The organism is Kitasatospora cystarginea, assembly GCF_039533515.1.
Taxonomy (GTDB): Bacteria; Actinomycetota; Actinomycetes; order Streptomycetales; family Streptomycetaceae; genus Kitasatospora; species Kitasatospora cystarginea.
In genome coordinates this window covers 19,746-44,310 of record NZ_BAAATR010000030.1, presented here as the reverse complement: position 1 = coordinate 44,310, position 24,565 = coordinate 19,746, and the positions used below count along the sequence as shown (strand labels likewise).

The following is a 24,565-nucleotide window of genomic DNA, read 5'->3' as shown; positions in this document are numbered from 1 at the left end:
TTCCTTGACTGCTTGATGCCGTCATGGTGTCATTACTTCATGCTCTATGGTGTGCCATCGCTGCAGGACATCGACCAGTCCGTCCTCGCGGAGATCGACGAGATTCGGGACCGGTTGCGTATCCATCTGCGTACCTCACGTCGCTGGGAGGGGCAGCTGCGGCGTAATCTCACGGCGCGGGCGATCGCCGGATCGAACACGATCGAGGGCTATGCCGCGAGCGTGTCGGACGTCGAGGACATCATGGTGGGCGAGGCGCCGATCGATGCGAACGACACCGTCACGGCCGAGATCGAGGGCTATCGGCAGGCGATGACATACATCCAGCGCCTCGCCGAAGCGGGCGATGACTTCGCCTACAGCAAGGGCCTGCTCAACTCGCTGCACTTCATGATGCAGGGCCACCACCTGCTCAAGCGGCCCGGCTGGTGGCGTACCGGGCCGGTCTACGTCACGTCCGCCGAGGATCCGACCATCGCTGCCTACACTGCCCCTGATGCCCAACAGCTGGCGGGCCTGACCGGCGAGCTGGTGGAGTGGCTGAACGAGGGAAACCTCGACGCACCGGGTCTGGTGCGCGCATCGATGGCGCACCTGAACCTGGTGTCGATCCACCCGTGGTCGGACGGCAACGGGCGGATGTCGCGTGCCCTGCACACCCTGGTCCTGGCCCGCGAAGGGATCATGGCGCCGGAGTTCTCGAGTATCGAGGAATGGCTCGGCCGGGCCCGCAACACCTACCGCTACTACGACGTCCTCGCCGAGGTCGGCGGCCCGGTCTGGACTCCGGACCGCGACACTCTGCCCTGGGTGCGGTTCTGCCTGCGCGCCCACCACCAGCAGGCCCAGAGCGTCGAGCGCCAGGTGACCAACACCCGCGAGGTCTGGACCGCCCTCGATGAAGCCGTCGAGCAGCGCGGCTGGCCCGACCGCATGCTCTACGCCCTTTACCCAGCGGCCATGGGCAACCGCCTGCGCCGCGCCACCTACCAGGCCGACGCCGAACTCAGCGAGCAGCAGGCCCAACGCGACATCCGCGAGCTCGTCCGCACCGGCTGGCTTGCAGCCAGGGGCGAGGCCCAGGGGCGCTACTACATTGCTGGCCCCGACCTGCCTGAGGCGATCACTCGCGGCGTGCGGGAGCCCCGTCCACTGAGGGACCCGTACGCGTGACCGGCGGCAGCCGATTCCAGCGTGGCGTTCCATGGTCAGTGGGCGACACGGGGGCCTGATGGAGGTTCGTCGTGCTCGGCTCGGTCGTCAGCTCGCCGTTCTGGTGGCCTGTTGATCACGATTGCTGGCGACGGCGATCCCGCTCTGCTTTCTGTCCGATGCCCACGGCGATCTCCTCCAGGATTTTCCTGGGCATCCGGTACACGATCCGTCGATCTGCCAACCACGACGGGTCCCGGCGGAGGAACTCGACGTCCATCTCGAAACCGCCACCGTCATCGACGAGCAAGTTGTGTTCTTGAACGTACCAGCGTCGGCGGTCGCCGGGCTGCGTCACCTCGAACGAGGTCTCGCAGTCCACATCGTCGCCGTGGGGGCAGTTGTTGTAGTCGCTGCAGGTAAGCACGCCGTCATTGGTCATGCAGATATTATGGCGTTCCAACTGTGCATATTCCAGGCATTAGCTGACGATTCATCAGTTTGATCTTCCGGAAACGCCGATTTGACTGCCGGTAGGTTGTCCGCTGCGACTAAAGGGACGTGCGGCCGGTGACCTGGTCGGATCGGATGCCGACCTGGCCGGCGAAAGCCCCGATGATCGTGGAGTGGTCGACCCAATTGAGTTTGTGATCAATATGTGTCACGAGCACCTCGGCGCCCTTGGCCTTCGCCTCCGCCTTCGCGCGGATCGTCGGCCAGATCTCCTCCAGTCAGCCACGCACCGCCTCGGGATCATGCTCGACGGCCCGCTTGTCCGGATGCTGGAACGGCAGCCCCCACCGGCGCAGGTCCCCAGGGTTCGCTCCGGCACCTGTCGCCGGGCCGGCGTACCTCGACGAAGTCGGCTGGCTCACCGGAGCGACCATGCTGCCCACCACAGGCAGCGAGCCTTCACGGACGGTCAACTACAACGAGTGACGTTCAGTCATTATCAAGGCCATTGCCTCGATAAGAACTCGTAACACGATCACTGTGACTGGGTGTTGAGTCGTCGCCAGCAGATGAGTCCGCAGGCGAGTGAGACGAAGGCGTTGTGGAGGTCGAGACGCCGTTCCCAGCGGACGGCGAGACGCTTGAACTGGTGGAGTTGGGCGAAGGTCTGCTCGACGACGTAGCGGAGCTTGCCGAGCCCGATGATGTCGCGCTCCCCCTTGCGGGAGATGACCGGCAGGATGCCTCGTCTGCGCAGCTCACGGCGGTTGGGGTTGCTGTCGTAGCCCTTGTCGCCGAGCAGGGCGTCGGGGCGCTTGCGGGGATGGCCGACCCGGCCGGCGACCGGTGGGACACCGTCGACCAGGGCGAGGGTCTGGGTGACGTCGTTGACGTTGGCCGCGGTGGTGATCACGTGGAATGGGATGCCGCCGCCATCGCTGATCAGGTGGTGTTTGCTGCCGGTCTTGCGGCGGTCGACCGGCGACGGGCCGGTCGCCTCGCCCCCTTTTTCGCGCGCACGTGTGAGGCATCCACACAGGCGCGCGTCCAGTCGATCTGCCCGGCCGCGTTCAACTCGGCCAGGAGTATGCGGTGCAGGGCCTCGAACACCCCGGCCTCCTGCCACCGTCCCAGGCGCCGCCAGCAGGTCTGCCCGGAGCCGAAGCCCAGCTCCATGGGCAGCTGCTGCCAGGTGATCCCGGTGTACAGGACGAACAGGATGCCCTGCAGACAGCACCGGTCGTCCACCGGACGCGGTCCCGGCGACCGCTCCGGCCAGGCCGGCAGCAGCGGCTCGATCCGGGCCCACAGCTCGTCGTCCACAATCCACGGCTTGTTGCTCACACCATCACGAACAGACGAATCGTCACATCGGTCACGCCCCACCAGTAACGACCAGCAAGATCGCGTTACGAGTTCTAAGGTGTTGACGATCTGGTGCACTGACAGGGGTGGAACATGAGCAAGCTGCACGTCAGGTACGTCCGCAAGGCGATCGAGGACCGGTTCACCGACTTCATCGACATGAAGGACAAGGCGAAGGTCGCGGAGAAGGACTACGTCCAGGCGTTCCTCAGCCGCGGGCTGGCCGCACTCGCCGTGCAGATCGAGCACCCCTGCAGTGACCGCGCCGCGGCGATTAGGATCCTCGACGGCGATGACGACCGCGGCCTCGACGCGATCGCCGTCGAGGTGAGGTCCGCGCAGCCAAGGATCTGCCTGGTGCAGGCCAAGTGGAGCGACAACCTGAAGGGCGCCTTCGGAGAGACCGAGGTCGACAGGATGTTCCGCGGGCTGAACAGGATGCTCGACCTTCAGTACTCCAAGTTCAACAGCCGTTTCCAGCAGTTCGTCCCCGAGATCGAGAAGGCCTTCGAGGTCGGCACGCCGAAGATCACGCTGGTTCTCGCACTGATGCGTACCGCTCCGCTCGACCAGAGCACCAAGGAGCTCATCGAGGAGAAGCTTGCGGAGCTGAACCAGGTCGAGGAGATGGTCGACTACAAGGTGCTGGACCTTGCCCTTGCCGAAAACCTCATCCGCCCTGGTCAGGCTGCATGTCGGTAGTCGTGGAGGAGGTCGCCGAGTCGGTCGGTTCGGCGTATGTTGAGGTTGGCGATCTGCTCGTGGTTGCTTATCGGGGCGGGAAGGGGACAGAGAGGCCGAGCGTTTGCAATGCCCTGGTGTGGCCTGTGGTCGTTGTAGAACGTCTCGAACTCGCGAAGGGCGTGCAGGAGGTGGCGCTGGTCCCAGATCAGCGTGCGGTCCAGTAGTTCTCGCCGGCAGGTCTGTACCCACCTTTCCATGATGGAGTTCATCCTCGGAATGCGGACTCCGCTGAGCACGACTTGGATACCCGCGTCCTTGAGGACAGCGTCGAACAGTTCGGGGAACTTCCCGTCTCGGTCCCGGATTATGTAGCGGGCCCGGCAGCCGGCGTCCTCGAGGTCCATGACAAGGTTCTTCGCAGTCTGCGTCACCCAGGAGGCGGTCGGGTGTGCGGTCGCGCCGAGGATCCGGATCCGCCGGTTGGCGTGCTCGATGACAGCGAGCACGTACATGCGGGCCCCGGACAGGGTGACCGTCTCGAAAAAGTCACACGCGAGAAGCACGTTCGCTTGGGAGCGCAGGAAGTCGGCCCAGGTGCTGGAGGCGCGCTCGGGTGACGGTGGGATGCCGGCCTCCTTCAGGATCTCCCAGAACGTGGACGCGGCCACCTTCACGCCGAGGACGAGCAGTTCACCGTGCAGGCGCCGGTAGCCCCACCCCGGATTCTCTGCGGCCAGGCGCAGGACCAGGGCGCGGATGGAGCGCACGGTGCGCGGTCGGCCCCCACGCTTCGGCCAGGACCGGGCGGCGTGACGGCGGGCGAGAAGGTCGCGGTGCCAGCGCAGCACGGTGTCGGGCCGCATCAGCAACCGCATCCGACGCAGCACCTGCGGCGGCAGACCCTGGAGGAGTGCTGCCAGTAAGGCCCGGTCGCTCGCTTCGAACCGCACCCGCTGTCCGTTCAGCTGCCGCTCCAGCACGGTGATCTGATGGCGCAGGGCGAGGATCTCCATGTCCTTGGCGCGGTCGCTCATCGGCAGCAGCCGCAGCATCGCGAACGCGTTCGTCACACCCAGGTACGCCAGTTGTAGCAGCACGGTCGATCATCATGCCGCGGAGCTCGTCAGCTCCGCTAGAGCGCCGACCTGACCGACGAGGTTGGCACCTGTGTACCCCCAAAAAGTTACTCTCACCAGGGCGGATGAGGTTCTCGGCAAGGGCAACGCAGGTACTCGTGGAGGGTTCCGCCGAGTTGGTCTTGTCGGCGGATCTCCAGGCGTCTGATCTGTGCTGGTTCGTTGATCGGTCGAGGGGAGTGGGCGGAGCGGAGCGGCTTGGCTCCAAGCCGACGGACCGTTACGGTTGCCACCAGCGACGATGACTTTCGAGCGGCACAGCATGCTCACCCGCAGACCATCAACTCACCCGCACGGCACGGCGTAAGAGTCGATCGCCGCCGCGAATGCCGCGACGGCTGCCGAGGCGTCAGCGGCCGCGTCCTGCGGGGCGAGGCGGCGCAGCACCACCTCTTGATCGCCGCCTGTGCCCTGCGTGACCAGGCAGTCCCAGCCGCCCGGGCCGGACAGGCGGGCCTGGAACTGCTGGTGTCCGTCAGTCTGCGGCAGCCGGGCGTCGGCAGTGATCTCGGCCGCATGCTGGTCGAGGCTTTGTGCACCCAGCGGATACTCGCGGTCGAGCCGAGGGGGCCTTTCGCCACCGAGCGCGACCAGGCGCAGCATCCGAGGCGTGATCAGCTGGCATCGCCGCAGTTCGTACGCCGTCACCATGGCAGTTCGCAGCAGGGCGCCCAAGGGATCGGGCTCGTCGTGCGAAGATGCGCTCCGGCTGCGCCGGTAGACCTCCTGGGGCAGCGGCGCGAGCGCGAGCCAGCGCCCCTGCGAGCTGACGCGGGCCGGGGCGAAGCCCTCGACCAGCCGCGCCAGCCCCTCAAGCGGGTCGGCGCCCAGGAACCACCAGCCGGCGTGGTTGAGGAGGAAGAGCCGGCCGTGGGCGTCCACCGCCAGTGGGGATCCCTCGGTCGAACCGATAGGGAAGACCGCCGAGTCGACCAGCTGGGCGAGGGACGCGAAGGCTGCACCGGCGTGCCGCGCTTCTCGTGGGTCGATCACGCAGCCGCGGGCCGCGACCTCGGCCCCCGGGCCGATCGGGCGCAGCGTCAAGCCAGCGTATCGGGAGAGAAGGTGCTGCGCCTGCGGGAAGAGCTGCCAGGTGAACGCTGCGGTGGGTTTGGTGGTCGCCATGGTCTCCAGGAGCCAGCGGCGAGCCGTCGGCGTGGCATCGCGATCCTCGGTCCACCCGGCGTTCGCAAGGGCGGTGCGCAGCCCGTTCGGGATGTCGTGACCGCTCATGGCAGCAGGATCTGCACGCCCACTGCTTCGAGCAGGGCGGTGCAGGAACGGCACGGCAGGATCTGCTGACCGTGCTCGGGGTCGCCGGGCTCGCGCACCGCGCGCGAGATGATCGCACTGCCCGCGAAATGCGGCCGGGCCTGCTCGAGTGAGCAGACCGAGCCGTCCGACCGTTCGGCGTCCAGCTGCCACAACTGGTCGGAGACCAGCAGTGATTCGGCGCAGTAGCCGGTGAACGGCTCACGCTGGGAAGGCGGCAGGGAATCGAGGAATGCCTGGACACTCGGGTGGAGGTTCGGCTGCCCGTCGCCCTGCAGGCTGGTCAGGCTGAGGACCTGGTTGGAGACCAGCAGCGAGGAGGCCACAGCCGGAAACGGCCCGAAGACGGGACCGCGTTCGGTCTCGACAGCACGGTCAGACGAAGGACTCGGGGCGGACGAGGGGCTCTGCTGGGACGGCGAGGTCTGTTCGGACGAGGCGTTCGGCGCGACGAAGAAGTCCTCCGCGTCCTGCAGCAGCCCGCCGCCCAGACGGTTCCCCAGTGCCTCCAGGGCGTTCTCCCCGAGGTAGTACCCGCCCGTGTGGTGCAGGTAGAAGAACCTGCCCCGCGGGGTGACCAAGATGATCCCGTTCTCGCCCGTTTCGAAGCCGACCGGGAAGAGCGGTTCGCCGAGCTCCTTGCCCAGCTCGTTGATCTCCTCTGCGTCACCGCGGTAGCCGATGGTCGGTTTCAGGATCAGGGTGACCTGCGGATTGTTGGGATACGTGAGGGTCAGATCGCCGTACGAGTGAATGAAGTCCACAGCGGCCTTCGAGGGCACCAGCGGCGCGCCCTGCTCATCGGCATCCTGGACACGGACGGCCACTAGCTCGTCCGCCAGCGCGCCGACGTCACGGCCGGGGAACCAGCCGTTCGCGGCGAGCCAGTCCTCTGTCTCGCGGCGGGTGGGCAGTGGAGCCATCGAAGTCGTTCCGATCTGTGGGTCAGTCCTGGGCGTTGATGCCGAGGAGTGGTAGCAGGTGGGTACAGGTTCCGCACGGCTCCTTGTAGGCCCCGTGCCCCAGGACGAGGTTGCCGGCCTTGTCCTTCATGTCGTTGATTTGCCTGGAATGCATATTGCCACCCGACAGCGCGGCCTTGGCGTCCTCGACTGTCTTGATCTTGGTCCCGTCCGGGTCCAGCGCGTGCAGCCGGTCGCTGATCAGAGACACTTCCGCGCACTTGCCGTGTCCGATACCGGTCGGGCCGATCTTGCCGTCCTGGGAGTCCTTCAGGATGTCGTCCAGCGCTTGCTTCACGGTTGGATGTGTCTTGGGCAGGGTCTGTCCCGCCCGCTTCGTGGTGCTGGTGGCGGCGGTGATGATGCCGTTGTGTTCGAAGCTGCCGGCGCAGCCGCTCACCAGTTTGTCCTCTCCCGGCACCGGCGGTTTGGGCTTGACCTTGTTCTTCTGGTCCTCGGCCGCCTTCTTCGTGTCAGCCTCGGTCTTCTGCGCGGCGTCGGCCAGCTTCTGGGACTCGTTCTTCAGTACCGAGATCCGGTCCGCGCTGTCGAGGTGGGTGACGTCGACAGCGGGGAGCCGGTGGTGCTTCATCTCTCCAGCGCTCTTGCCGTGCCAGCTGGGCTGCGGGTCCATCGGACGGCCCTGCGGGTGGCTGCCGCCGCCCGCGCCGCCGCCGGGGTGCCCGCCGCCGAAGCCGCCGCCGGGGGGCCCGCCGGGATTTCGGCCGGGGTGCCCGCTGCCCCCCGGGGGCTCGCCGGGCGTGTGCGGCTTGTGAACCGGCTCGTGCTTGCCGTCGCTCAGGATCTTGGTGAGCGCCGACGCATGCTCCGCATCGGTCTTGGCGGTGTTCTCCACCACCTTCTTCGCGCCGTTGGCAGTGTCGTGGTAAAGGCCGCGCACCGCCTTGCCGGCGTCCTCGGTGAGCGCCTTGCCGAGCTTCTTCGCGCCGCCTTCGAGTGCCTGGACGATCGGGTTCGTCATACGAAGGTCACCCCCGCCAACTTGGTGCGCAGCTCGTCGGCGTGGCCGGCGACCGCTTGCGCGTGCTGGGCCATCGTCTCCGCATGCCGCGTCAACACCGCTGGGTCGACCCGAAAGTGGGCGCCAGCGCCGACGCCTCCGACGGGGACGCCGAGCGCGTCGGCGGCCGCCTGGTAGACCAGTCCGCTCACCGCCTTGCCGACCACGTCCACCAGCGGGTCGATCGCCTTCTCGATCACCTCGCCGATGATGTGCTGCACCAGCTGCTGTTCGAGATAGTCCACGGCGGCCTCGGCCGCCTTGATGACCAAGATCTCGGCGGCCTCGGCCGCGCCGAAGGTGACCACGGCGGCCGCCTGGTCCGCAACGAAGGTGGCTGCCAGGACAACCAGTTCGGCAATCGCTGCGGTCTTCATGCCGACGATTACGTCCGCCGCCACATCGAGCGCCGTGGCGACCACGTGGCAGGCGTCGATCAGTTCGGTCATGTGATTGCCGGACATGTGCGTCCAAGCCGCGAGCAACGCCTCGTAGGACTGCCCTTCGTAGGCCTCGGACATCTGCCGCACCGTCGCCGTCGACGCCTGGTGCGTGCCGTCCACGTTGTCGGCGAAGTCCCGGATGTGCGAAGCCAGCTCACGAACGTGGTCCTCGTTGACGTTCGGCCAGTTCACACCGATGAACTGGAGGAACGACACCACCTCGTCGGGCAGCTCGATCGCCATGGCGCCCCCCTATGAATTCCACGACAAAATGACAGTAACAGTCGTTTGGTTGGGAAACGAAAGGGGCCCGCGGGGAGTTGCTCCTGTTGAGGGGAGCTGGCGGAATCCCGTTCAGACGGCAGACGCCGACGGGTGACGGTTGACTCTGCGGGTACCGGTGATCATCCGGCCTGATCGGGCGGCATGTCGGTACTCGTGAAGAGTTCTGGCGAGTCGATCTCGTCGGCAGACCTCCAGGTGTGTGAATCGGTGCTGGTTCGGGTAGTCGGTGGAGCGGGGCAGCTTGGCCCCGGACTCGGTGCGGCCATCCGAGCGGGGCCGTCAGTCGGCGCTTCACCGAACCAGTGCATCGGGTGCGCGGATCCGTGTCCGGTGTCGCGGGGCGCCCAATGGCGTTCGAGGGAAGGCCAAGTGCCCGGATCGTGCGGCGGCGGCTGCGCGTCTAGGGTGGTGACCGTGGTAGCTGCCGATGATGTCCGTCGTATCGCGTTGTCCCTCCCACAGATCGTGGAGAAGGAGGCGTGGAGCATGCCGACGTTCCGGGTCGCCGGAAGATGTTCATTACGGTCCCTGACGATCAGACATCATTCGCCGTTCGGTGTCCCGAGCATGACCGCTGGGGGTCAAGGGGTCGCAGGTTCAAATCCTGTCGTCCCGACCAGCATTTCCGCAGGTCGGAGGCCGTTCCTATCGAAATGATAGGAACGGCCTTTTCCTTTGGTGGTCGCAATGTGGTCGTGAACGCTCGTTCACATCGCCTCGCTGAGCGCGTTTCCGCAGGCCTGGCCCCTCCGACCTGGTCGTGACGGGGCATTTGTTCATTCATCTGGGAATCCGCGTGCCGTCGATCGCGGACTGGTCGCCTCTTCGGCGCTGAAATGGGCCAGGATTCGCGGGAAATAGGCATGCCGACAGAACCTGCGGCGTCATCTGCTTCGACAGGCCGCACGTTTATCGGGTGTCAGCTATGAGCCGGGAATCCCGGTTGCTTGTCGGCCCTGGTGGCCGGAGCGGCCAGGAGCGCCGAGCCGCCTGCAGCGGTGGGGCCGTCAGGCCGCGTGGCTGAACAGCGGGTTCGGCAAGCCGACTTCGTGGGCAGGGGCGTCGGGGCCGGACTGGGTGCGGGCTTCGACGAGGTGGAGCCTTGCCTCGATGGTGTTCACGGCGGCCCGGGCGACGTCCCAGGTCAGGTGGCTGTAGATGTTCGCGGTGGTCGACAGCGTGGAGTGCCGCAGCGTCTTGGAGATGACGGCCATGGAGACGTTGCCCTCCAGGGCGAGGGTGGCGGCGAGGTGGCGCAGGTCGTGGATGGTGACGTGGGGCAGTGCGGCCTGTTCGCGCAGCTCGTGGAAGCGCCGGCGGACGGCGGCCGGGTGGAGGGGCTTGCCGTCGGGGCCCTGGAAGACGTGGCCGTTGACGGTGGCGGTGCTCCGGTCCATGGCGCGCTGGAGGGCGGCGGCGACGCGCTCGGACAGGGGCACCCAGTTGCGGCTCTTCCTGGTCTTCGGCGCGGTCAGGACGAGTTCGTGGTTGTCGACCGCGGACAGGGTGTGGCGGATGTACATGACGCGGTCGTCCAGCCGCACGCACGGGCGCTGGAGGCCGAGCGCCTCGCCCTTGCGCAGGCCGGTGCCGATGATGACCTCGAACAGGTCGGCGAAGGCGGGGTCGACGTTTCGGCAGTGGGAGAGGAAGGCGACGGCCTGCTCCGCGGTCCACGGGACGCGTTCGTCGGGGCGGGGCCTGCGCATGGGCAGGGGCTGGGCGGCGTTGAAGGGAAGGCGGTGGGTGCGCACGGCCGTGCCCAGGGCGCTGGAGAGCGTGGCGAGGCAGTGGTAGACGGCCTGGCGTCCGCGGCCGGCTTCGAGCTGCTCGTGGGCGTAGGCGGAGATATGGTCGTGGGCGAGCTCCTCCAGGCGCAGCTTGCCGAAGACGGGTATCAACTCGCAGAGCACGTAGGTGCGGTAGCGGGCGTAGGTGGTGGGTTTGAGGAGGAACTCCATGCCCTTGAGCCACTTGGCGAGGTAGGCGGCGACCGTCTCGTGCGGGTCTGCGTCGAACCCCAGCTGCCGGCCTTCGAGGAAGCGTCGCAGCGCGCTCTCGGCGGCGAAGTCGTCCTCGAAACCGCCGCGCCGCACGGTGCGCCTGCGGCCGCTGAGGGAGGGAATGTCGACGGCGAAGGTCCACGTGCCGTGCCCCTCCTCGGCCAAACGCGGGCACCCGGCGCCGAGCTGGCGCCGGTCGGCGTCCCGGCACCCGCAGCGGCGGTACACCCGGCCTGGCCGTCCTGACTTGCGCACTTCCTGTTCCTCCTGAGGCGATTGGTGCTCGATCGGCTCGCGGAGGCTAGCGGGGTGACCGCCCATCGGGTCGTCTGCGACCACCATGCGATCACCAACACCGAATTGGGGTTCTGACCTGGGGCTCGCGGTGAGGACCCGGGTGTGCCGCTCACGGGCGGGAGCCTGTGACGCCTGCACGGACGATGCAAACGATCAAAGATCGTCACTTTGCGTAACTGTCTCAACGGCCCAGCCTGGCGGTCGGGTGCGGCTGAAAGGGGGGGTATTGAGTTTAGAAGTTCATATTCGTGATATTCGTGATAAAGGGCACCGGCGGGTGTTCGGTACGGCCGTCGGACGTTTCTCATCCCTTGCTGTGGCTACTCAGTGTCACTGAATGGGGTGAGGTGAGGCCGAGGCGGTGCCGCCGATACTGGGGCGCCCCGCGGGGCCCGACCGGCCCGGGGGATGACAGGACTACGACCGGTCCGCGGATGGGTGGGTGCGGCAGGCGGTCAGATGAGCCGGTCGCGGTGGGCGGATGCGGCGTCGCGGACGAGTTGGGCGAAGTGGCCGTGGCTGCGGTCGCGGGGCTGTCCAACCTGCCCGTCGCCCAAGGCCTCGTCGTCGAATTCGTCCTCGTCTTCGCTGTACTCCTCGTGGAGGAGCCAGCAGCCGTGGATGCCGGCGAGGAGGTCTTCGAGGAGGTCGGGGGCGGGGCGCCGGGGGTCGAGCGGGGTCAGGCGCAGGCCGGTGTCCTCGGGGTCGGTGTCCGGGCCGATGTGTTCGGCGAGGTCGTCGAGATCTTCGAGGTGCTCGCGCAGGCCGGCGGGGTCGGGGAGGAGGCCGTCGGCGACGTGGAGGGCGTGGCGTACGAGGCCGGTGACCGCGTCGTAGGGGGAGATGCCGGCTTCGAGGAGGCCGAGGACGTGGGTGGGGGTCTCGTGGGGGAGGGCTTCGATGTTGTCGGCTTCGAGGAGCACGCTGGTGGGGGAGTGGCCGGTGGCTTCGGCGGTGACCTCGGCTGCGGCCGCGAGCCAGTGGGCGGTGGCGACGGCTGCGGCGGTGGGGTCGATCTCGGAGAACAGCGCGGCGGGGCCGAAGGGGTCCTGTTCGAGGAGGCGGTCGGCGGCGGCGACCTGGACGGGGGAGGCGCCTTCGCGGCTGAGGAGGACGGCCTGGCGGGCGCGGCCGGTGAGGTCGCCGAGCTCGGCGCTCTCCACGGCGGCGAGCTCGATGGCGGTTTCGGCGAGGACGGCGTCCGTGAGCGTCCGGTCGTCCAGGGCGTGCAGGGCGCGGCCGGCGCGGTGGGCGGATTCGACCAGGGGGCTGTAGGAGACGTCGAGCATGCCGTCCTGGGGAAGGTTGGGCCGGGCGATGGCGCCGGGGACCTCGTCGAAGGCCTTGCGTTCCTCCTCCCGGCGCCAGCCCTCGGAGCCGGACTCCTGGGAGGCGGCGGCGCTGGCCGAGTGGGTGTAGGTGCGCCACGCGGCCTCGGACAGCTGCCTGAGCGCGCGGGCAAGGCGCCTCAGCGCGCCAGTGTCCGTGCCGACGGGGAGGCCGGCGATGCGGGTGGCGAGGTCACTGTCACCGGTTCCCCAGGTGACGATCAGCTCGCGCCGGTCGGGGTCGACGCTGTAACGGGTCACGGATTCGTACCTCCGGGACTGACGCGGTGCCACATCGCACCATCGCGCCCCATTCTTGCCGCACGGCAGGGCGCCGGCAGACGCGAGAGAGGGGCGGTTGAAGCCGCTCGGTTGTGGCGGGCGCTGATCGCCGCGGCGCATGAACTCGCTGCAATGGTCACCGCTTTGGCACGGGGAGATCCGGTACGGAGGTGCTCCGGACCGTTGGGGCAGGCGGGGTCGGGTCTGTGCCGGTGCGTCGGTCGGGCAGAGGCTGTTTCTGCTGTCAGGATCCGAGAGCCCCGCCGGGCAACTCCCCCAGGAGCCGGGAGGCGGCCCGCGCACATTTCACCCTGCGGTGTTCGCGTTCAAGGTTGTTTCGCCGTACGGGCGCTGGGCGGGGAAGCCGCGGGGCGTCGGCTTCGCCGCTCGGTCTTGGGATGACTCAACTGTCCAGCAGCTCGAACGCGTTGGCGGGGTGTGCCGGCTTGTCCGGCCCCGTGTCGTGGGAGCGTCTGCGTGATGTGTCCTGGTCACCGCCCGGTCGTCCGTCGACGGAACCCGGACCGCCCACCGGCACCATGCCTCCGCCCCCGCGACCCGCCTGGTACCCTGCCACCTTCAACACCTACGCCGCCGGCCGCATCCCCGAACCGCCGTTCGGCGCCGCGGCCCTGCACCCGGTCACGGACAGCGCCGGCCGATGTCACCGAAGGCTTGGAAGGGCATCCCGGCACGCAGAAGGTCGAAGGAGTCCAGCACACTGCCGCCGGCCGCCGGGTCGGGCCACCGGCCCGGGTCGACCACAGGGACACCGAAGTACGCCTGGCCCCACCCGTCCTGCCACGTCGGGTCGACGACCGTGCCGTCGGCGGCCGCACACCAGGCATGTGCGAGCGGCACCACGCTGGCGCCCCCGAGGCCGGCGGCGGCGAAGCCCTCGACGTAGACCAGACCCGGGTGTCGCCGAGCTGTCGTGGACGCGTTGCCGTAGCAGAGCTTCTCGGTCATGGGGGCGATGCCGGTGGGCAGGTCGGCCGGTTCGAAGAAGCGGCCGTGCTGGAGAAGGAGATGGTACGCGGACCGGTATGCCCAGCTCACGGCGCCAGGGGCGGAGTGCTCGTACAGCTCGGCGTGGGCCCGAAGGTAGCCGAGAAGATCGGCTTCGACTGTCGTAAGTTCCGGTGGCCTGGTCATGCCTGTTCTCCGTCGTCCACAATCCGTGCCGCGGCCCGGGGAAGGACCGGACGTGACGTGCCCGGATCCCAGGTCACGGTGAATCCGAACCGGGGCCACAATTCACCCCACGCCACGACGACCCTGTGCTCCTGGTGCTCATCGGCCGTCCCCACCGCCGGGAGCATCGGCAGAGCGGGTCAGTTCCATTCGAGAGCTGCCCGGCTCCCAGGTGATGGTATAGCCGTAGCCAGGGGCTTTCTCCACCGCCCATCGGAACTGCTCCACCACGTCGGAGTTACCCTCCACGTCACCCCTCATGAGGGTGTAGCCGCCTTCGACCTGGTACTCCACATCGATCCTGTGGGCGGCCTTGACGGACAGGTTGCCCATCCGGCCGCCGACGGCACGGAAGGTGAAGCCGGCCTGGTCGTCGCAGCCGACGGCCAGCCCCATCTCGCGGAACAAGCGCTCGGCCTGAACGAGCGTGATCTTCCGCGGTGATCCTCCGCGCGCCGCTGGCCTTCGGGCGGCGGCACGAGGAGCGGCGGTGGCCGGCAGGAGAGGTGTCGCGGGCTCCGGGCAGAGGAGGGTCCCGCCTGCCTCCCGGATCAGGGCAGCCGGCGTGTCGGCAGGGTACTCGGGGTGGTCGGCCCACTCCTGTGCCTGCTCCACCAGGAATCGGACATGCTCGGCGGCCAGGTCCACCCGCCCGGCGGCGATCGCCGTGTCAACAGCGCCGTGTGCGTAGGCGGCAGAGCGAAGCAGGTCACCAGGGCTTGAGCGCAGGTTCTCGCCCATGACCTGGACCCGGTCGAATGCTCGCTGGTTGATGAAGTCCGCAAGCTGGTTCACTTCTTGCGTAGGGCGGTCGCGGCTTCGTCCGGTCCGAAGCCGTCGGAGGGAGCCGCTATCGGAGTCACGTGACCAGTCCTCAGGAGAAGTCGTGGGCGTAGAAGGCCCGCGGGCCATCGAGATCGTAGCCCTCCAGGATCCGGGCCCGGGATCGCTTCCCCACCACCGGTCCTTGTGAGTTCGCGCCTTCACCGAGTCGATGAGCGTCTGCAGGTCCTGATAGCCGGGAAGGCCGCCGTGATGACTCTGTACGACGGCGGCGATCGGACGCCCGGCCTGCGACGCGGCCAGCCACGCGCCGGCCTCCTTGTGCGGAATGCCGACCTTCCGGCCGCGGGCCTCGGCGGCGTGCAGACCGTGCTGCCAGGAACAGGACCCCTTGCCGACGTCGTGCACCAATGCCAGGTACTCGGCCAGCTCGCCAGCGTCGAAGGCAGTTGCGAACTGCCGTGCCAGCACGGCGGATCCGCGCAGGTGCTCCTCCAGAGTGTGTCGCCGGCCTGATAGGTTCCGGCTGTGCGCCCACAGCGGCGTCACACTGCTGCTTGAGTCCTCCATGCCGATCAGATTCCCCATGGCCGGACCATACGGTCGTCGGCCGACAGGCAACGGACACGGCTCGGAACCCGAAGTGCACACGCGACACGCGCTTCGCACCGAAGCGAAATGCCCGGATCAAGTGCATTCGGGTCCTTGGAGTACCTCATGGCCGTGCGGTGGAGCACCAGTTATCGCTGGTCAGGCGGCGTGGCGGTCGCCCTCCCGGGCGGCCGAGGATCGTAACGAAACCCAAATGACACGCGTGCTCACTGGCGCTGGTGTGGCGGCTGCCTTTCAGGGAGACCGAGAATCGCAACATCATCTCGATGGAGGCGTCGGCCTCCTCATGGGTGATGGCGGTCTTCCTGTGGGGCGGCTGAGGATCGCAACTGTTACGAGGGAGTCGCGGAGACCGCCAACGCCACGCGTGGCGTTGGCGGTCTGGGGCGAAACCTGTTCGACATCAACGTCGCGGGCGAGCGCATCACCGGTAGCGGGTGCCGGGACCTGCCCGCCCTGCGCGCCGAGGTCCCGGCCTCCCGCGCGTACCTGTTCGACACCCCCGCGGCCTGAGCGCCGCCGTCCGCGGCGGCGTGCTCGGCCGCTCGCCGGGTGGCCGCCACCGGGTCAACTGCCCTCCGGCGACGGCGCATCGGGGCAAGCGATGCGGTACATGCGGTAGCCGGGGCTGTCCAGTAGCCCGGCGTCCACCAGGGACTCGGCGATGTGTTCCGCCTCCTCCCGGTCGGTGCCCAGCAGCCTGCCGACCAGCTCGATCGGGAGGGTCGGCGCTCCGCTGCCGGCGAGCGAGTCCAGGGCGAGGGCGAGGCGGGGCGGCAGCTGCCGGCGGCGATCGGTCGCCGGCCCGGGCCGTGCCGGGAGTGCCAGCTGGGTGGCGCCGGGCAGGACGAAGGCCCGGCTGCGGGCCGTGACCACGGCGGCGCAGCCGGGCGAGCCGGGCAGCAAGGGGGCGACCTGCGCCGCGTCCGCGGCGTCGTCCAGGATGATCAGGATGCGCCGTCCGCCGAGCATGGACCGGTACAGGGCGGCCCGTTGCTCCGTCTCGGCGGGGACGTCCTCGGGCGGGACCCCGAGGGAGCGGAGGAGTCGGGCGAGGACGTCGCCCTCGGGGAGCCGTGTGGGGTGCGACCCGCGAAGGTCGACGGACAGCCGTCCGTCGGGGAAGTCGGCGGCGACCCGGTGCGCCACCCGCGTCGCCAGCGTCGTCTTGCCGGTTCCGCCGGCTCCGGTGATCACGGCGACCGGCACCCGGTGGCGCCGGGGGTCGGTGAGCGTCCGTTCCAGCTCGACCGTCGCCCCCTCCCGGCCGGTGGGCCCTCCGCCCGCGGCCGGTGACCGGGGCGTGGCGGGCGGGCCGGAACGGGCCGCTCGCCCGCCGGTGGCCAACCCGTCGCGGATGCGGGTGAGTTCGCGCCCGGGCGGGACGCCGAGTTCCGCGGCGAGCAGCCGGCGGGTGTCGCCGTACACCTTCAGGGCCTCGGCCTGCCGCCCGCAGCTGTCGAGGGCGCGCATCAGCAGACCCTGGAGGTGCTCGTCGAGCGGGTGCTCCCGGGCGAGCGCGGACAGCTCCGGCAGGACCCGGCCGTGCATGCCCAGGTCGAGGGCGCAATCGAAGTACTGCTCCTGGGCCTCCAACCGCAGGCGGACGAGCCTGGTCCGCTCGCGCTCGGCGTGGGGGCCGGGCACGCCGGTGAACGGCTCTCCGCCCCACAGGGCGAGGGCCTCGCCCAGGGAGCGGTGGGCCGAGGCGAGGTCGCCGTGGGCGCGGGCTTCGCGGGCGACGCCCAGCAGCCGTTCGAAGACCGTGACGTCCAGCGCATCGTCCGGCACCCGGAGTGCGTAGCCGTCCCCGTCCGAGCGCAGGAGGGTGCTCGGCTCCCGCGGCGCACGGTCCGGCTCCAGCAGTGCGCGCAGCGCCCAGGCGTAGGTGCGTACGGAGCGCAGCGCACGGGCCGGGGCGTCCTGCCCCCAGACGCCGGCGACCAGTTCGCGCGCGGTGACGGTCCGTCCGCCGCGCAGCAGCAGCACGGCGAGCAGTGCCTGTTGCTGCGGCGGGCCCGGGCGTACCGGCTGGTCCCCCAGCCGTACGCCCGTGGCCCCCAGCAGCCGGAATCCGGGCTTCATCGCTCCCCGTCGCTAGATGTTCGGCTCACCCTTCCAGAAGACGGTGACGACGACCCACTGTCCCCTGTTGGCGCCGATGATGACCTCCAGTTGACCACCGGCCATGCCGAGCGAGTAGTGCCAGTTGCCGTTTGACTGGCACCAGGCGTCCTTGGCATTGATGCGGACGGCGTTCCGGAGCTCGTCCTCGCTCACGCCGCGCTCGTTCATCCGCTGCTCGGCGTGCTGGCTGATCCGGTCGAACGAGCCGGGAGCGTGGTCGGAGCCGCAGTCGGCGAAGGTGGGCTCGTGCCCGCCCCGGGTGGGCGGGTTCACGAGCGCGACCTGCCCGGTGGGCTGAGCCGCGAACGCCGGTACGGCCAGTGCCGGCCCGGCGACCGCCGCAACAGCGGCGGTGACGGCGCTGACGGCCATGAGGCGAAGACGCTTCGAACTGTTCACGATGACTCCACTGTCCGTTCGGTGCATGCACGGCCCATCGGCCGCCGTGATCAAGGTGACCGGTGCCGGTCCACGGGCGATCAGCGGGCGGTTAACGGGGTCCGCGGCCGACGCTAACCGGGCGCTCATCGGCGATGGATCGGGCCGTCGCAAGGTGGTGTCCGAGCCCGGCACTCCGGTGGTCCTCGTCCGGGGACCGCCGACGGCGGCCCTACGCACTCCAGGCCGGACCGCGCTCCAGGCCCGGCCGCACCTGCGGCCGAACCGCACTCCCGGGGAGGGGGAAGACGATGAACATGGAAGAGATACACGCCTACTGCCTCGCCGACCCGGTGTTCTTCGAGGCACCGCAGCGCCTCCGGGACGGGGGCTCCCGCTGGACACCGCCGCCGGTCGGCGGTGGCACCCGCCGGGAGACTGACGAGGACGTGTGGACGCGGGTCTCCTTCGGCCGGCCGTTGCCCTTACAGGGGTGGAAGATTCACGTGTCGGCCGCGGTGCCCGCCGCCCAGGAGGTCCTGGACGCGGCCGCCGCCGTCTGCACCGCCCGCCGCGCCGCCTTCAAGTACCTGCGCAGCGCCCAGTTGCTGTCGGCGTTCAATTCCAAGTACTCCCACCGGGGTTCCTCGGGGAAGTTCATCACCGTCTACCCCGCGGACGACGGCGAGTTGAAGGCCCTGCTGGACGAGCTCACGGCCGCGCTGGACGGACAGCAGGGCCCCTACATCCTGTCCGACCTGCGGTGGAGCGAGCGCAGCCCGGTGTTCGTGCGCTACGGGGCCTTCGCCGCGCAGTGGGCCCCCGTCGGGGGCGACGCCCCGGTACCGGCCATCGCCCGGCCGGACGGCACGCCGGTGCACGATCCGCGCACCGCCGCGTTCACCCCGCCCGACTGGGCACCGGTGCCCGACTTCGTCCGGGAACGCATCGACCGGTTCGCCGAGATCAGCCACGTGGACCTGCCGTACGAGATCGTCCGGCCGCTGCACTTCTCCAACGGAGGTGGGGTCTACCTGGCCAAGGACCGGGCCGGCGGGGACCTGGTCGTCCTGAAGGAGGCCCGGCCGCTGGCTGGACTCGACGCGGAGGGGCTCGACGCGGTGGCCCGGCTCCAGCGGGAACACCGGATGCTCACCGCGCTGGCCGGCACCGGCCTCGTACCGCGCGTGCTGGGCTACCGGACCTACTGGGAGCACCACTTCCTGATCCAGGAGTACATCGACGGCGAGCCGCTGGCGAAGGCCGGGGTGCTGCGCCAGCCGCTGGTGCGTCCGGACGCCGATCCGGCCGCGTACGAGGAGTACACCCGCTGGGCGCTGGACGTCCTCGACAGGGTCGCCGCGGCGACGGCCGTCGTCCACCGGGCCGGGATCGTCTTCGGCGACCTCCACCCCAACAACGTCATCGTGCGCCCGGACGGCTCCGTCACCTTCATCGACCTGGAGGCCGCCCACCGGGTGGGCGAGCCGCGCACGGGCCTGCTGGGCGCACCGGGGTTCGCCGCACCCGCCCATGTCACCGGCACCGACATCGACGCCTACGGACTGGCCGCCCTGCGGTTGGGGCAGTTCATCCCGCTGGGAGCGCTGGCAGGCCTCGATCCGGCCAAGCCCGCCCAGCTCGCGCGGTGGGCGCACGAACGCTTCCCGTTGCCCGTCGGCCACGCCCGGGACGCCGCGGCGGCCATGGCGGCCATCGCCGGGACCACCGTACCAGCAGCGGTCCGCGCGGCCGGTCCCGCCGACGCGGACGGGGAGGACAACCGGGCACGGCTCGTCGCGGCGCTCGTCGCCTCGGCCACCCCGGAGCGGACCGACCGGCTCTTCCCCAACGCCCCCGAGGGGTCGCAGGAGGGCGGCGGCACCAGCCTGTCCCACGGAGCCGCGGGCGTCCTGTACGCCCTCCACGCGACGGGCCACGCCGTCGACCCGGCCTGGACCGACTGGCTCACGGCCGCGACCCTGCGCAACCTCGCCACCGCACCGGTCGGCCTGTTCAACGGCTCCTGTGGGGCGGCCACCGTCCTGGACCTCCTCGGACGGCGCGACGAAGCCGCGGACATCATGGGCCGGATCCTCGGCCGCACCATCGAGCCGACCGGCCTCGGCCTGCTGACCGGCCTGCCCGGCACCGGCCTGACCGTCCTCGGGTTCCACCGCCGCAGCGGTGACGGCGGCCACCTCGACCACGCCGCCCGGATCGCCGACCGGATCGAAGCCGCCCTCGCCCGCCCGAGCGGCGCCCGCCCGGGCGCGGGCCTCACGACCGGGGCGGCCGGATCCGCTCTGTTCCTCGTCCGCCTGCACGAACGCACCGGCGAACCGGGCTACCTCGACCTGGCCGAGAAGGCGCTGCGCCTGGACCTCGCGCAGTGCGAGGACGTCGGCGGCTCCCTCCAGGTCAACGACGGCTGGCGGTCCGTCATCTACCTCGGCACCGGCACCACCGGCATCGGGCTCGCCCTCTCCGCCTACCTCGAGCACCGCGCCGATCCCGGCTTCACCGACGCCCTCCGGGCGATCCGCAAGGCGGCGCACTGCGGGTTCACCGTCTTCCCCGGCCTCCTCAACGGCCGTGCCGGCCTGCTGTACTTCCTGGCGGCCGCCGGGCAGGACGGCGCGGACGACACCGCGCTCCAGGGCCACCTGCGCGAGCTGTGGCGCCACTCCGTCCCCCACGGCGAAGGCCTCGGCTTCCCCGGGGACCACCTGGTCCGGCTGTCGATGGACCTCGCCACCGGGTCGGCCGGCGTGCTCCTGGCGATGGATGCCGCCCACCGCCGCACCGACCTTCTTCTCCCCCTGCTCGGCGGAACGGCCCCGGCCACCGCCGCCTCCTGAGCCCGCTGCGCCTCGACCGGCGCGGCGCAACCCCCACCCACCCGAAGGAGGTGACCACCATGTCCATCCTCAACCTCCAGCAGCTCCAGGGTTCCGAGGACAACGAGCCGTTCCTGGCCAGCGCCCTCAGCTGGGCGTGCCACGGCACCACCATCTGAGCGGGTGACCTGCGCACCCCTCGGCGGCGGTCCGACACCGCGGACCGTCGGCCCCCAGGAGTCCGCCGGCCTCACCAGGCCCGGCGAAATCCCCGACCAACAGAAGGAGTTGTACCCATGTCGATCCTCAGCCTCCAGCAGCTCGACGCCCACGAGGACAACGAGGTGCTGCTCGCGAGCACCGCCAGCTTCCAGTGCCACAACACCAGCTTCGTGGGCTGACGCACCGTACTCACCGGAGACGGTGAGATCGGTCACGAAGTACGACAGGCCGCGGGGTCCAGCCCCGCGGTCTGTCTTCCCATTCCGGCCGCCGGCAGGCCGACTTGGGGCGCCGCACGCTCCCTCCGGAATCCCGACTTTCCGTCAGCTCCCGATCGCACACGGTCCCGATCCGGAACGGCGACTTGTTAAGGTTTCCGTCCCGGCCGTCCGCCATCGCCGGGTACCGGGGGAACGAGGGAGTCGACACCGATGACCGGCATGCCGTCCGGGCCGTGCTACACCGTGCTGGGAACGGTCGAGGTGCTGCGGGGTGAGGACCCGCTTCCCGTCGGCCCTCCCCAACAGCGTGCGCTGCTGGCCATGTTGCTGCTGCGGCGCAACACGACGGTGGGGCTCGACGAACTGATCGACGGCCTGTGGGGCGAGGAGCCGCCCCGCGCCGCGGCAGGCACGGTACGGCTCTACGTCCACCGGCTGCGCCACGCGCTCGGGCCCGTGATCGCCACCCATGGAAAGTCCTACGCCTTGCGCGTCGCACCCGGCGCCCTGGACCTCGACGCGTTCGAGGAGCAGGTGGCCCGGGCCCGCGCCCGGCTCACCACCGACGGGCCGGGCGCCGCGGCAGAGTTGCTGGCGCGCGCGCTGACCTGGTGGCGGGGCGTCCCCCTGGCGGGGCTGCCGGGCCCGCACGCCCGCATCCACCGCGAGCGCCTATCCGAGCTGCGCCTGGCCGTTCTGCTGGAGCGGATCGAACTCGACCTGCAACTGGGGCACCATGCCCGGCTGATCCCCGAGCTGACCGCGCTGTGCGAGGAACACCCCGGCGACGGCCGGCTGGACCTGCTGCTCAACACCGCGCGAGCGCACAGCGGCCGGAACGGAACCGTACGGACCGCGGCCGACTCCCCGCCTTCGCGGCGAGCACCAGAGAAGGCTGACGCGCTCGCTGCGGCTCTGCCACCTCCGGCGCAACTTCCCTACGTGCCAGGTGACTTCACCGGACGCGACGAGGAGATGCGGACGCTGGTGGAGGCGCTGACGCCGACCAGCGCCGAGGGCCTGATGATCGCTGCCGTCAGCGGCATGGGAGGCGTCGGAAAAACCACGCTCGCCGTCCACGCGGCCCAGCGGCTGCGCGGGCACTTTCCCGACGGACAGCTCTACGCCAACCTCCGGGGCATGCGGGAGGACCCGGCCGACCCTGCCGTCGTCCTGGCCGGCTTCCTTCGGGCGCTCGGTGTGGCGGACTCAGCGATCCCCGACGACCAGGAGGGGCGTGCGGCGCTCTATCGGACCAGGCTGGCGGGGCGCCGGATCCTGCTGGTGCTCGACGACGCCCGGAACTACCTCCAGATCGAGGCGCTGCTGCCGGGCTCACCGGACTGTGCGGTGCTGGTGACCAGCCGCACCACGATCCCGGAACTGCCGGCCGCACCGCAGCTGCGGCTCGACGTGCTGCCCACCAACAAGGCGCTGGCCCTGTTCCGCCGGATCGCCGGACTCGAACGTGTCGCAGCGGAGCCGGAAGCGGCCGCGGCACTGGCCACCCGGTGCGGAGGGCTGCCGCTGGCGCTGCGGCTCGCCGGATCCCGCCTGGTGGCCCGGCCCGCGTGGTCGCTGTCCGACATGGTCCGCCTGCTCGACGGGTCCCGCTGGGCCATGGACGCGCCCGCCGGCGGCGCGGACGGGCTGGCCACCTGCTTCCGGCACAGCTACGACCTGCTCGGCGACGAGGAGGCCCGGCTGTTCCGGCTCATGGCGATACCGCGGCAGCCGACCACTGACACCGAAGGCGCGGCAGCGCTCGCCGGGCTGCCTCCGGCCGAGACCGGGCGATGTCTGGAGCGGCTGGCCGACCTCGGACTGCTCGAAACACCGGTCCCCGACACCTACCGCTTCCACGACCTGCTCCGGGAATTCGCGGCGGCGCGGTCGGAGGAGCAGGACCGGCCCGAGGAACGGGCGGCGGCCCTCACCCGGCTGCTGGACCACTTCCTGACCCTGGCCTGCGCCGCCTACGCTCGGCACCGTCCGGGCCATCCGCTCGCTGGCCTGCTGCTGCCCGCCGCGCCGCCCGGCCCGTCGCACACCGCCCCCGACGACGGACCGCCCCGGGGCCTGCCCGAGCCCTCGACCCTGCTCGCCGTCGCCGAACAGGTGCTGGAAGCCGCGCCCGCGGCAATCGGTCCGGTCGCCAATCTGGTGCTCGCCCTCGAACCGCTCCTGGACCGCTCGTTCCGGTGGGACTGCCTGGTCTCCCCGGCCCGCAGGATCCTGGACGTCGCCGAGGAGCAGGGGCACCTGCGGGCGGCGGGACGCATCGGGCACGCGCTCGGAAGCGCCCTGACCATGGTGGGCCGCTTCGACGAGGCCGAGAAGACGCTCCACCAGGCGGAACAGGCGATGCTCATGGTCGGGGACGAGGCCGTGCGCACCGAGGCGCTCACCCGGCAGGCCCTGGTGTGGCAGTGCCGGGGTGACTGGGAACGGGCCGAGGCCGGATTCCGCCGGGCGATCGCCGTCGGCGAGGACTGCGGCAACACCTGGGGAGTCGGCAACTCGATGCTGAACAGCGTCAGTTCGCTGCTGCGGCTGGGCCGGCTGGACGACGCGGCGACGACCTGTCGGGCCGCCCTGGAGAGCGTCCGGGCGTCGAAGGACCACTTCGGGCACGCCCACGCCCTGTACCAGCTGGGAGTGGTGACCCGGCACCTCGGGGAGTTCGAGGAGGCCGTCGCCCGGCACCGGCAGAGTGCGGAACTCGGGGCCCGCAACGGGTACCCCGCGTTCGAGGTCCTGAACGGGGTGTCGGAGACCGCCGCCCTCCTGGCCGCGAACCGGGCCTCGGACGCCGCGGAGTGCGGCGAGCGGGCCGTGGCCGCTGCCCGCCGGCTCGGCTGGCGGGCAGCGGAGGCCCGTGCGCTCCGCCTGGTGGGCACCGCGTTCGAGGCGGCCGGTGAACGGGACCTGGCGCGGCAACGGCTGACGGAGGCGGTGGAACTCCTGGCCTCGATCGGCCTGCCGGAGTCCGCCCAGGCCAAGGAGATCCTGGCCGGACTGTGACGGCGCGGCCGCGCGGGCCCCGGGGGTGCGTCAGGTCCCCGCCGCCCGGGGCGCGGCGGCGGCCCGGGCGTGGGTGGCGCCGCGGATCGGTGAGGGACCGCAGGCCCAGACCATGACCCGGCCGCCGGCCCGCGCCAGCGGGTGGTCCCAGACCGTACGGACCAACGAGGGCCGCCGGACAGCGAGTTCGGCCCGGGCCCAGGGTGGCAGCAGACCGATCGACGCGTTCGTCAGCACCCGGACGGCAGCGCGCTCGCGGCGGCTGCGGCCGAAGCCGCGCAGCAGGCGGAGCACTTCCAGCGCGGGCGGCGTGACCCGCAACTCCGGCCGGATCCCGGCGAGATAGGCCGCGACCTCGGCCCGGGACCGGGGCACCTCCCGGGCGCCCAGCCGTTCGGCGACGCACGCGGCCTCGGCCACGTAGCGGTCGCACTCGGCGGGGGGCAGCGGGGTTGCCCTTGCCGAAAACCTCATCCGCCCT

At 70.2% G+C, this 24,565-nt stretch carries 18 protein-coding genes and 1 pseudogene; 5 read left to right on the top strand and 14 right to left on the bottom strand.

Annotation, left to right across the window (positions count from 1 at the left end; genetic code table 11):
- Window positions 1–39 precede the first annotated feature (39 nt).
- Window positions 40–1,173: a Fic family protein gene (locus tag ABD369_RS27725; RefSeq protein ID WP_344639286.1), complete on the top strand. Its 1,134-nt coding sequence runs from the start codon at window positions 40–42 to the stop codon at window positions 1,171–1,173.
- Window positions 1,174–1,288: 115 nt separating this feature from the next.
- Here ABD369_RS27725 and ABD369_RS27720 read toward each other — a convergent pair whose 3' ends face one another.
- Together ABD369_RS27720 and ABD369_RS27710 are read right to left on the bottom strand one after the other, a co-directional pair.
- Entirely contained in the window at window positions 1,289–1,594 is a 306-nt protein-coding gene (locus ABD369_RS27720) for a hypothetical protein (protein WP_344639285.1), read from the bottom strand.
- A gap of 546 nt (window positions 1,595–2,140) precedes the next feature.
- A protein-coding gene (locus ABD369_RS27710) for an IS5 family transposase (protein WP_344639284.1) occupies window positions 2,141–2,949 on the bottom strand; the annotation gives its coding sequence in 2 pieces (ribosomal slippage) (window positions 2,141–2,616 and window positions 2,616–2,949; 810 coding nt in all).
- 114 nt (window positions 2,950–3,063) lie between these two features.
- Between ABD369_RS27710 and ABD369_RS27705 the strand changes: the two genes are divergently transcribed.
- The gene (locus ABD369_RS27705) at window positions 3,064–3,672 is read left to right on the top strand and encodes a hypothetical protein (RefSeq protein ID WP_344639283.1); all 609 of its coding nucleotides are present in this window, start codon (window positions 3,064–3,066) and stop codon (window positions 3,670–3,672) included.
- On the opposite strand, the gene ABD369_RS27700 is transcribed toward ABD369_RS27705, so the two are convergent.
- From ABD369_RS27700 to ABD369_RS27680, 5 genes are all read right to left on the bottom strand, one after another.
- Complete coding sequence (locus tag ABD369_RS27700; protein ID WP_344639282.1) at window positions 3,654–4,751, bottom strand: integrase core domain-containing protein; 1,098 nt, start codon at window positions 4,749–4,751, stop codon at window positions 3,654–3,656. The two genes, ABD369_RS27705 and ABD369_RS27700, sit on opposite strands and share 19 nt — an antisense overlap.
- A 324-nt stretch (window positions 4,752–5,075) precedes the next feature.
- On the bottom strand, window positions 5,076–6,023 hold the full coding sequence (locus ABD369_RS27695) for an SUKH-3 domain-containing protein (RefSeq protein ID WP_344639281.1): 948 nt from the start codon (window positions 6,021–6,023) through the stop codon (window positions 5,076–5,078).
- Window positions 6,020–6,985, bottom strand: a complete 966-nt coding sequence (locus ABD369_RS27690; RefSeq protein WP_344639280.1) for an SUKH-3 domain-containing protein — start codon at window positions 6,983–6,985, stop codon at window positions 6,020–6,022. The genes ABD369_RS27695 and ABD369_RS27690 overlap by 4 nt, the downstream gene beginning before the upstream one ends.
- Window positions 6,986–7,007: 22 nt before the next feature.
- The gene (locus ABD369_RS27685) at window positions 7,008–8,006 is read right to left on the bottom strand and encodes a YwqJ-related putative deaminase (protein WP_344639279.1); all 999 of its coding nucleotides are present in this window, start codon (window positions 8,004–8,006) and stop codon (window positions 7,008–7,010) included.
- Window positions 8,003–8,731, bottom strand: a complete 729-nt coding sequence (locus ABD369_RS27680) for a WXG100-like domain-containing protein (protein ID WP_344639278.1) — start codon at window positions 8,729–8,731, stop codon at window positions 8,003–8,005. The genes ABD369_RS27685 and ABD369_RS27680 overlap by 4 nt, the downstream gene beginning before the upstream one ends.
- A gap of 456 nt (window positions 8,732–9,187) precedes the next feature.
- Between ABD369_RS27680 and ABD369_RS27675 the strand changes: the two are divergent.
- Window positions 9,188–9,348, top strand: a pseudogene (locus ABD369_RS27675) (MmcQ/YjbR family DNA-binding protein); the annotation flags it as partial.
- 432 nt (window positions 9,349–9,780) lie between these two features.
- On the opposite strand, the gene ABD369_RS27670 reads toward ABD369_RS27675, so the two are convergent.
- The 6 genes from ABD369_RS27670 to ABD369_RS27645 all read right to left on the bottom strand — a co-directional run bounded on the left by ABD369_RS27670 (window position 9,781) and on the right by ABD369_RS27645 (window position 17,798).
- Window positions 9,781–11,031, bottom strand: a complete 1,251-nt coding sequence (locus ABD369_RS27670) for a tyrosine-type recombinase/integrase (protein WP_344639277.1) — start codon at window positions 11,029–11,031, stop codon at window positions 9,781–9,783.
- Window positions 11,032–11,528: 497 nt separating this feature from the next.
- Window positions 11,529–12,662 (bottom strand): hypothetical protein, encoded by a 1,134-nt coding sequence (locus ABD369_RS27665; RefSeq protein WP_344639276.1) that lies wholly within the window; start codon window positions 12,660–12,662, stop codon window positions 11,529–11,531.
- Between the two features lie 663 nt (window positions 12,663–13,325).
- The gene (locus tag ABD369_RS27660; RefSeq protein WP_344639275.1) at window positions 13,326–13,838 is read right to left on the bottom strand and encodes a hypothetical protein; all 513 of its coding nucleotides are present in this window, start codon (window positions 13,836–13,838) and stop codon (window positions 13,326–13,328) included.
- Window positions 13,839–13,976: 138 nt separating this feature from the next.
- Window positions 13,977–15,281 carry a CRISPR-associated endonuclease Cas3'' gene (locus ABD369_RS27655; protein WP_344639274.1) on the bottom strand — a complete coding sequence of 435 codons (1,305 nt, stop codon included), beginning with the start codon at window positions 15,279–15,281 and terminating at the stop codon, window positions 13,977–13,979.
- Window positions 15,282–15,839: 558 nt separating this feature from the next.
- Window positions 15,840–17,357, bottom strand: coding sequence for an AfsR/SARP family transcriptional regulator (locus ABD369_RS27650; protein WP_344639273.1), 1,518 nt, complete (start codon window positions 17,355–17,357; stop codon window positions 15,840–15,842).
- A gap of 12 nt (window positions 17,358–17,369) precedes the next feature.
- Window positions 17,370–17,798, bottom strand: a complete 429-nt coding sequence (locus ABD369_RS27645) for a DUF4258 domain-containing protein (RefSeq protein WP_344639272.1) — start codon at window positions 17,796–17,798, stop codon at window positions 17,370–17,372.
- Between the two features lie 296 nt (window positions 17,799–18,094).
- Here ABD369_RS27645 and lanKC point away from each other — a divergent pair, with 296 nt between their 5' ends.
- Together lanKC and ABD369_RS27635 are read left to right on the top strand one after the other, a co-directional pair.
- On the top strand, window positions 18,095–20,638 hold the full coding sequence (gene lanKC, locus ABD369_RS27640; protein ID WP_344639271.1) for a class III lanthionine synthetase LanKC: 2,544 nt from the start codon (window positions 18,095–18,097) through the stop codon (window positions 20,636–20,638).
- A 632-nt stretch (window positions 20,639–21,270) separates the two neighbouring features.
- The gene (locus ABD369_RS27635) at window positions 21,271–24,084 is read left to right on the top strand and encodes an AfsR/SARP family transcriptional regulator (RefSeq protein WP_344639270.1); all 2,814 of its coding nucleotides are present in this window, start codon (window positions 21,271–21,273) and stop codon (window positions 24,082–24,084) included.
- Between the two features lie 30 nt (window positions 24,085–24,114).
- On the opposite strand, the gene ABD369_RS27630 is transcribed toward ABD369_RS27635, so the two are convergent.
- Entirely contained in the window at window positions 24,115–24,558 is a 444-nt protein-coding gene (locus ABD369_RS27630) for an oxygenase MpaB family protein (protein WP_344639269.1), read from the bottom strand.
- Window positions 24,559–24,565: the final 7 nt, after the last annotated feature.

Excerpts from the sequence above, each read along its gene's own strand:
- ABD369_RS27725 (WP_344639286.1), top strand. The coding sequence starts at position 40 with ATGCTCTATGGTGTGCCATCGCTGCAGGACATCGACCAGTCCGTCCTC.
- ABD369_RS27720 (WP_344639285.1), bottom strand. The coding sequence starts at position 1,594 with ATGACCAATGACGGCGTGCTTACCTGCAGCGACTACAACAACTGCCCC.
- ABD369_RS27705 (WP_344639283.1), top strand. The coding sequence starts at position 3,064 with ATGAGCAAGCTGCACGTCAGGTACGTCCGCAAGGCGATCGAGGACCGG.
- ABD369_RS27695 (WP_344639281.1), bottom strand. The coding sequence starts at position 6,023 with ATGAGCGGTCACGACATCCCGAACGGGCTGCGCACCGCCCTTGCGAAC.
- ABD369_RS27690 (WP_344639280.1), bottom strand. The coding sequence starts at position 6,985 with ATGGCTCCACTGCCCACCCGCCGCGAGACAGAGGACTGGCTCGCCGCG.
- ABD369_RS27685 (WP_344639279.1), bottom strand. The coding sequence starts at position 8,006 with ATGACGAACCCGATCGTCCAGGCACTCGAAGGCGGCGCGAAGAAGCTC.
- ABD369_RS27680 (WP_344639278.1), bottom strand. The coding sequence starts at position 8,731 with ATGGCGATCGAGCTGCCCGACGAGGTGGTGTCGTTCCTCCAGTTCATC.
- ABD369_RS27660 (WP_344639275.1), bottom strand. The coding sequence starts at position 13,838 with ATGACCAGGCCACCGGAACTTACGACAGTCGAAGCCGATCTTCTCGGC.
- ABD369_RS27650 (WP_344639273.1), bottom strand. The coding sequence starts at position 17,357 with ATGAAGCCCGGATTCCGGCTGCTGGGGGCCACGGGCGTACGGCTGGGG.
- lanKC (WP_344639271.1), top strand. The coding sequence starts at position 18,095 with ATGGAAGAGATACACGCCTACTGCCTCGCCGACCCGGTGTTCTTCGAG.
- ABD369_RS27635 (WP_344639270.1), top strand. The coding sequence starts at position 21,271 with ATGACCGGCATGCCGTCCGGGCCGTGCTACACCGTGCTGGGAACGGTC.
- ABD369_RS27630 (WP_344639269.1), bottom strand. The coding sequence starts at position 24,558 with ATGAGGTTTTCGGCAAGGGCAACCCCGCTGCCCCCCGCCGAGTGCGAC.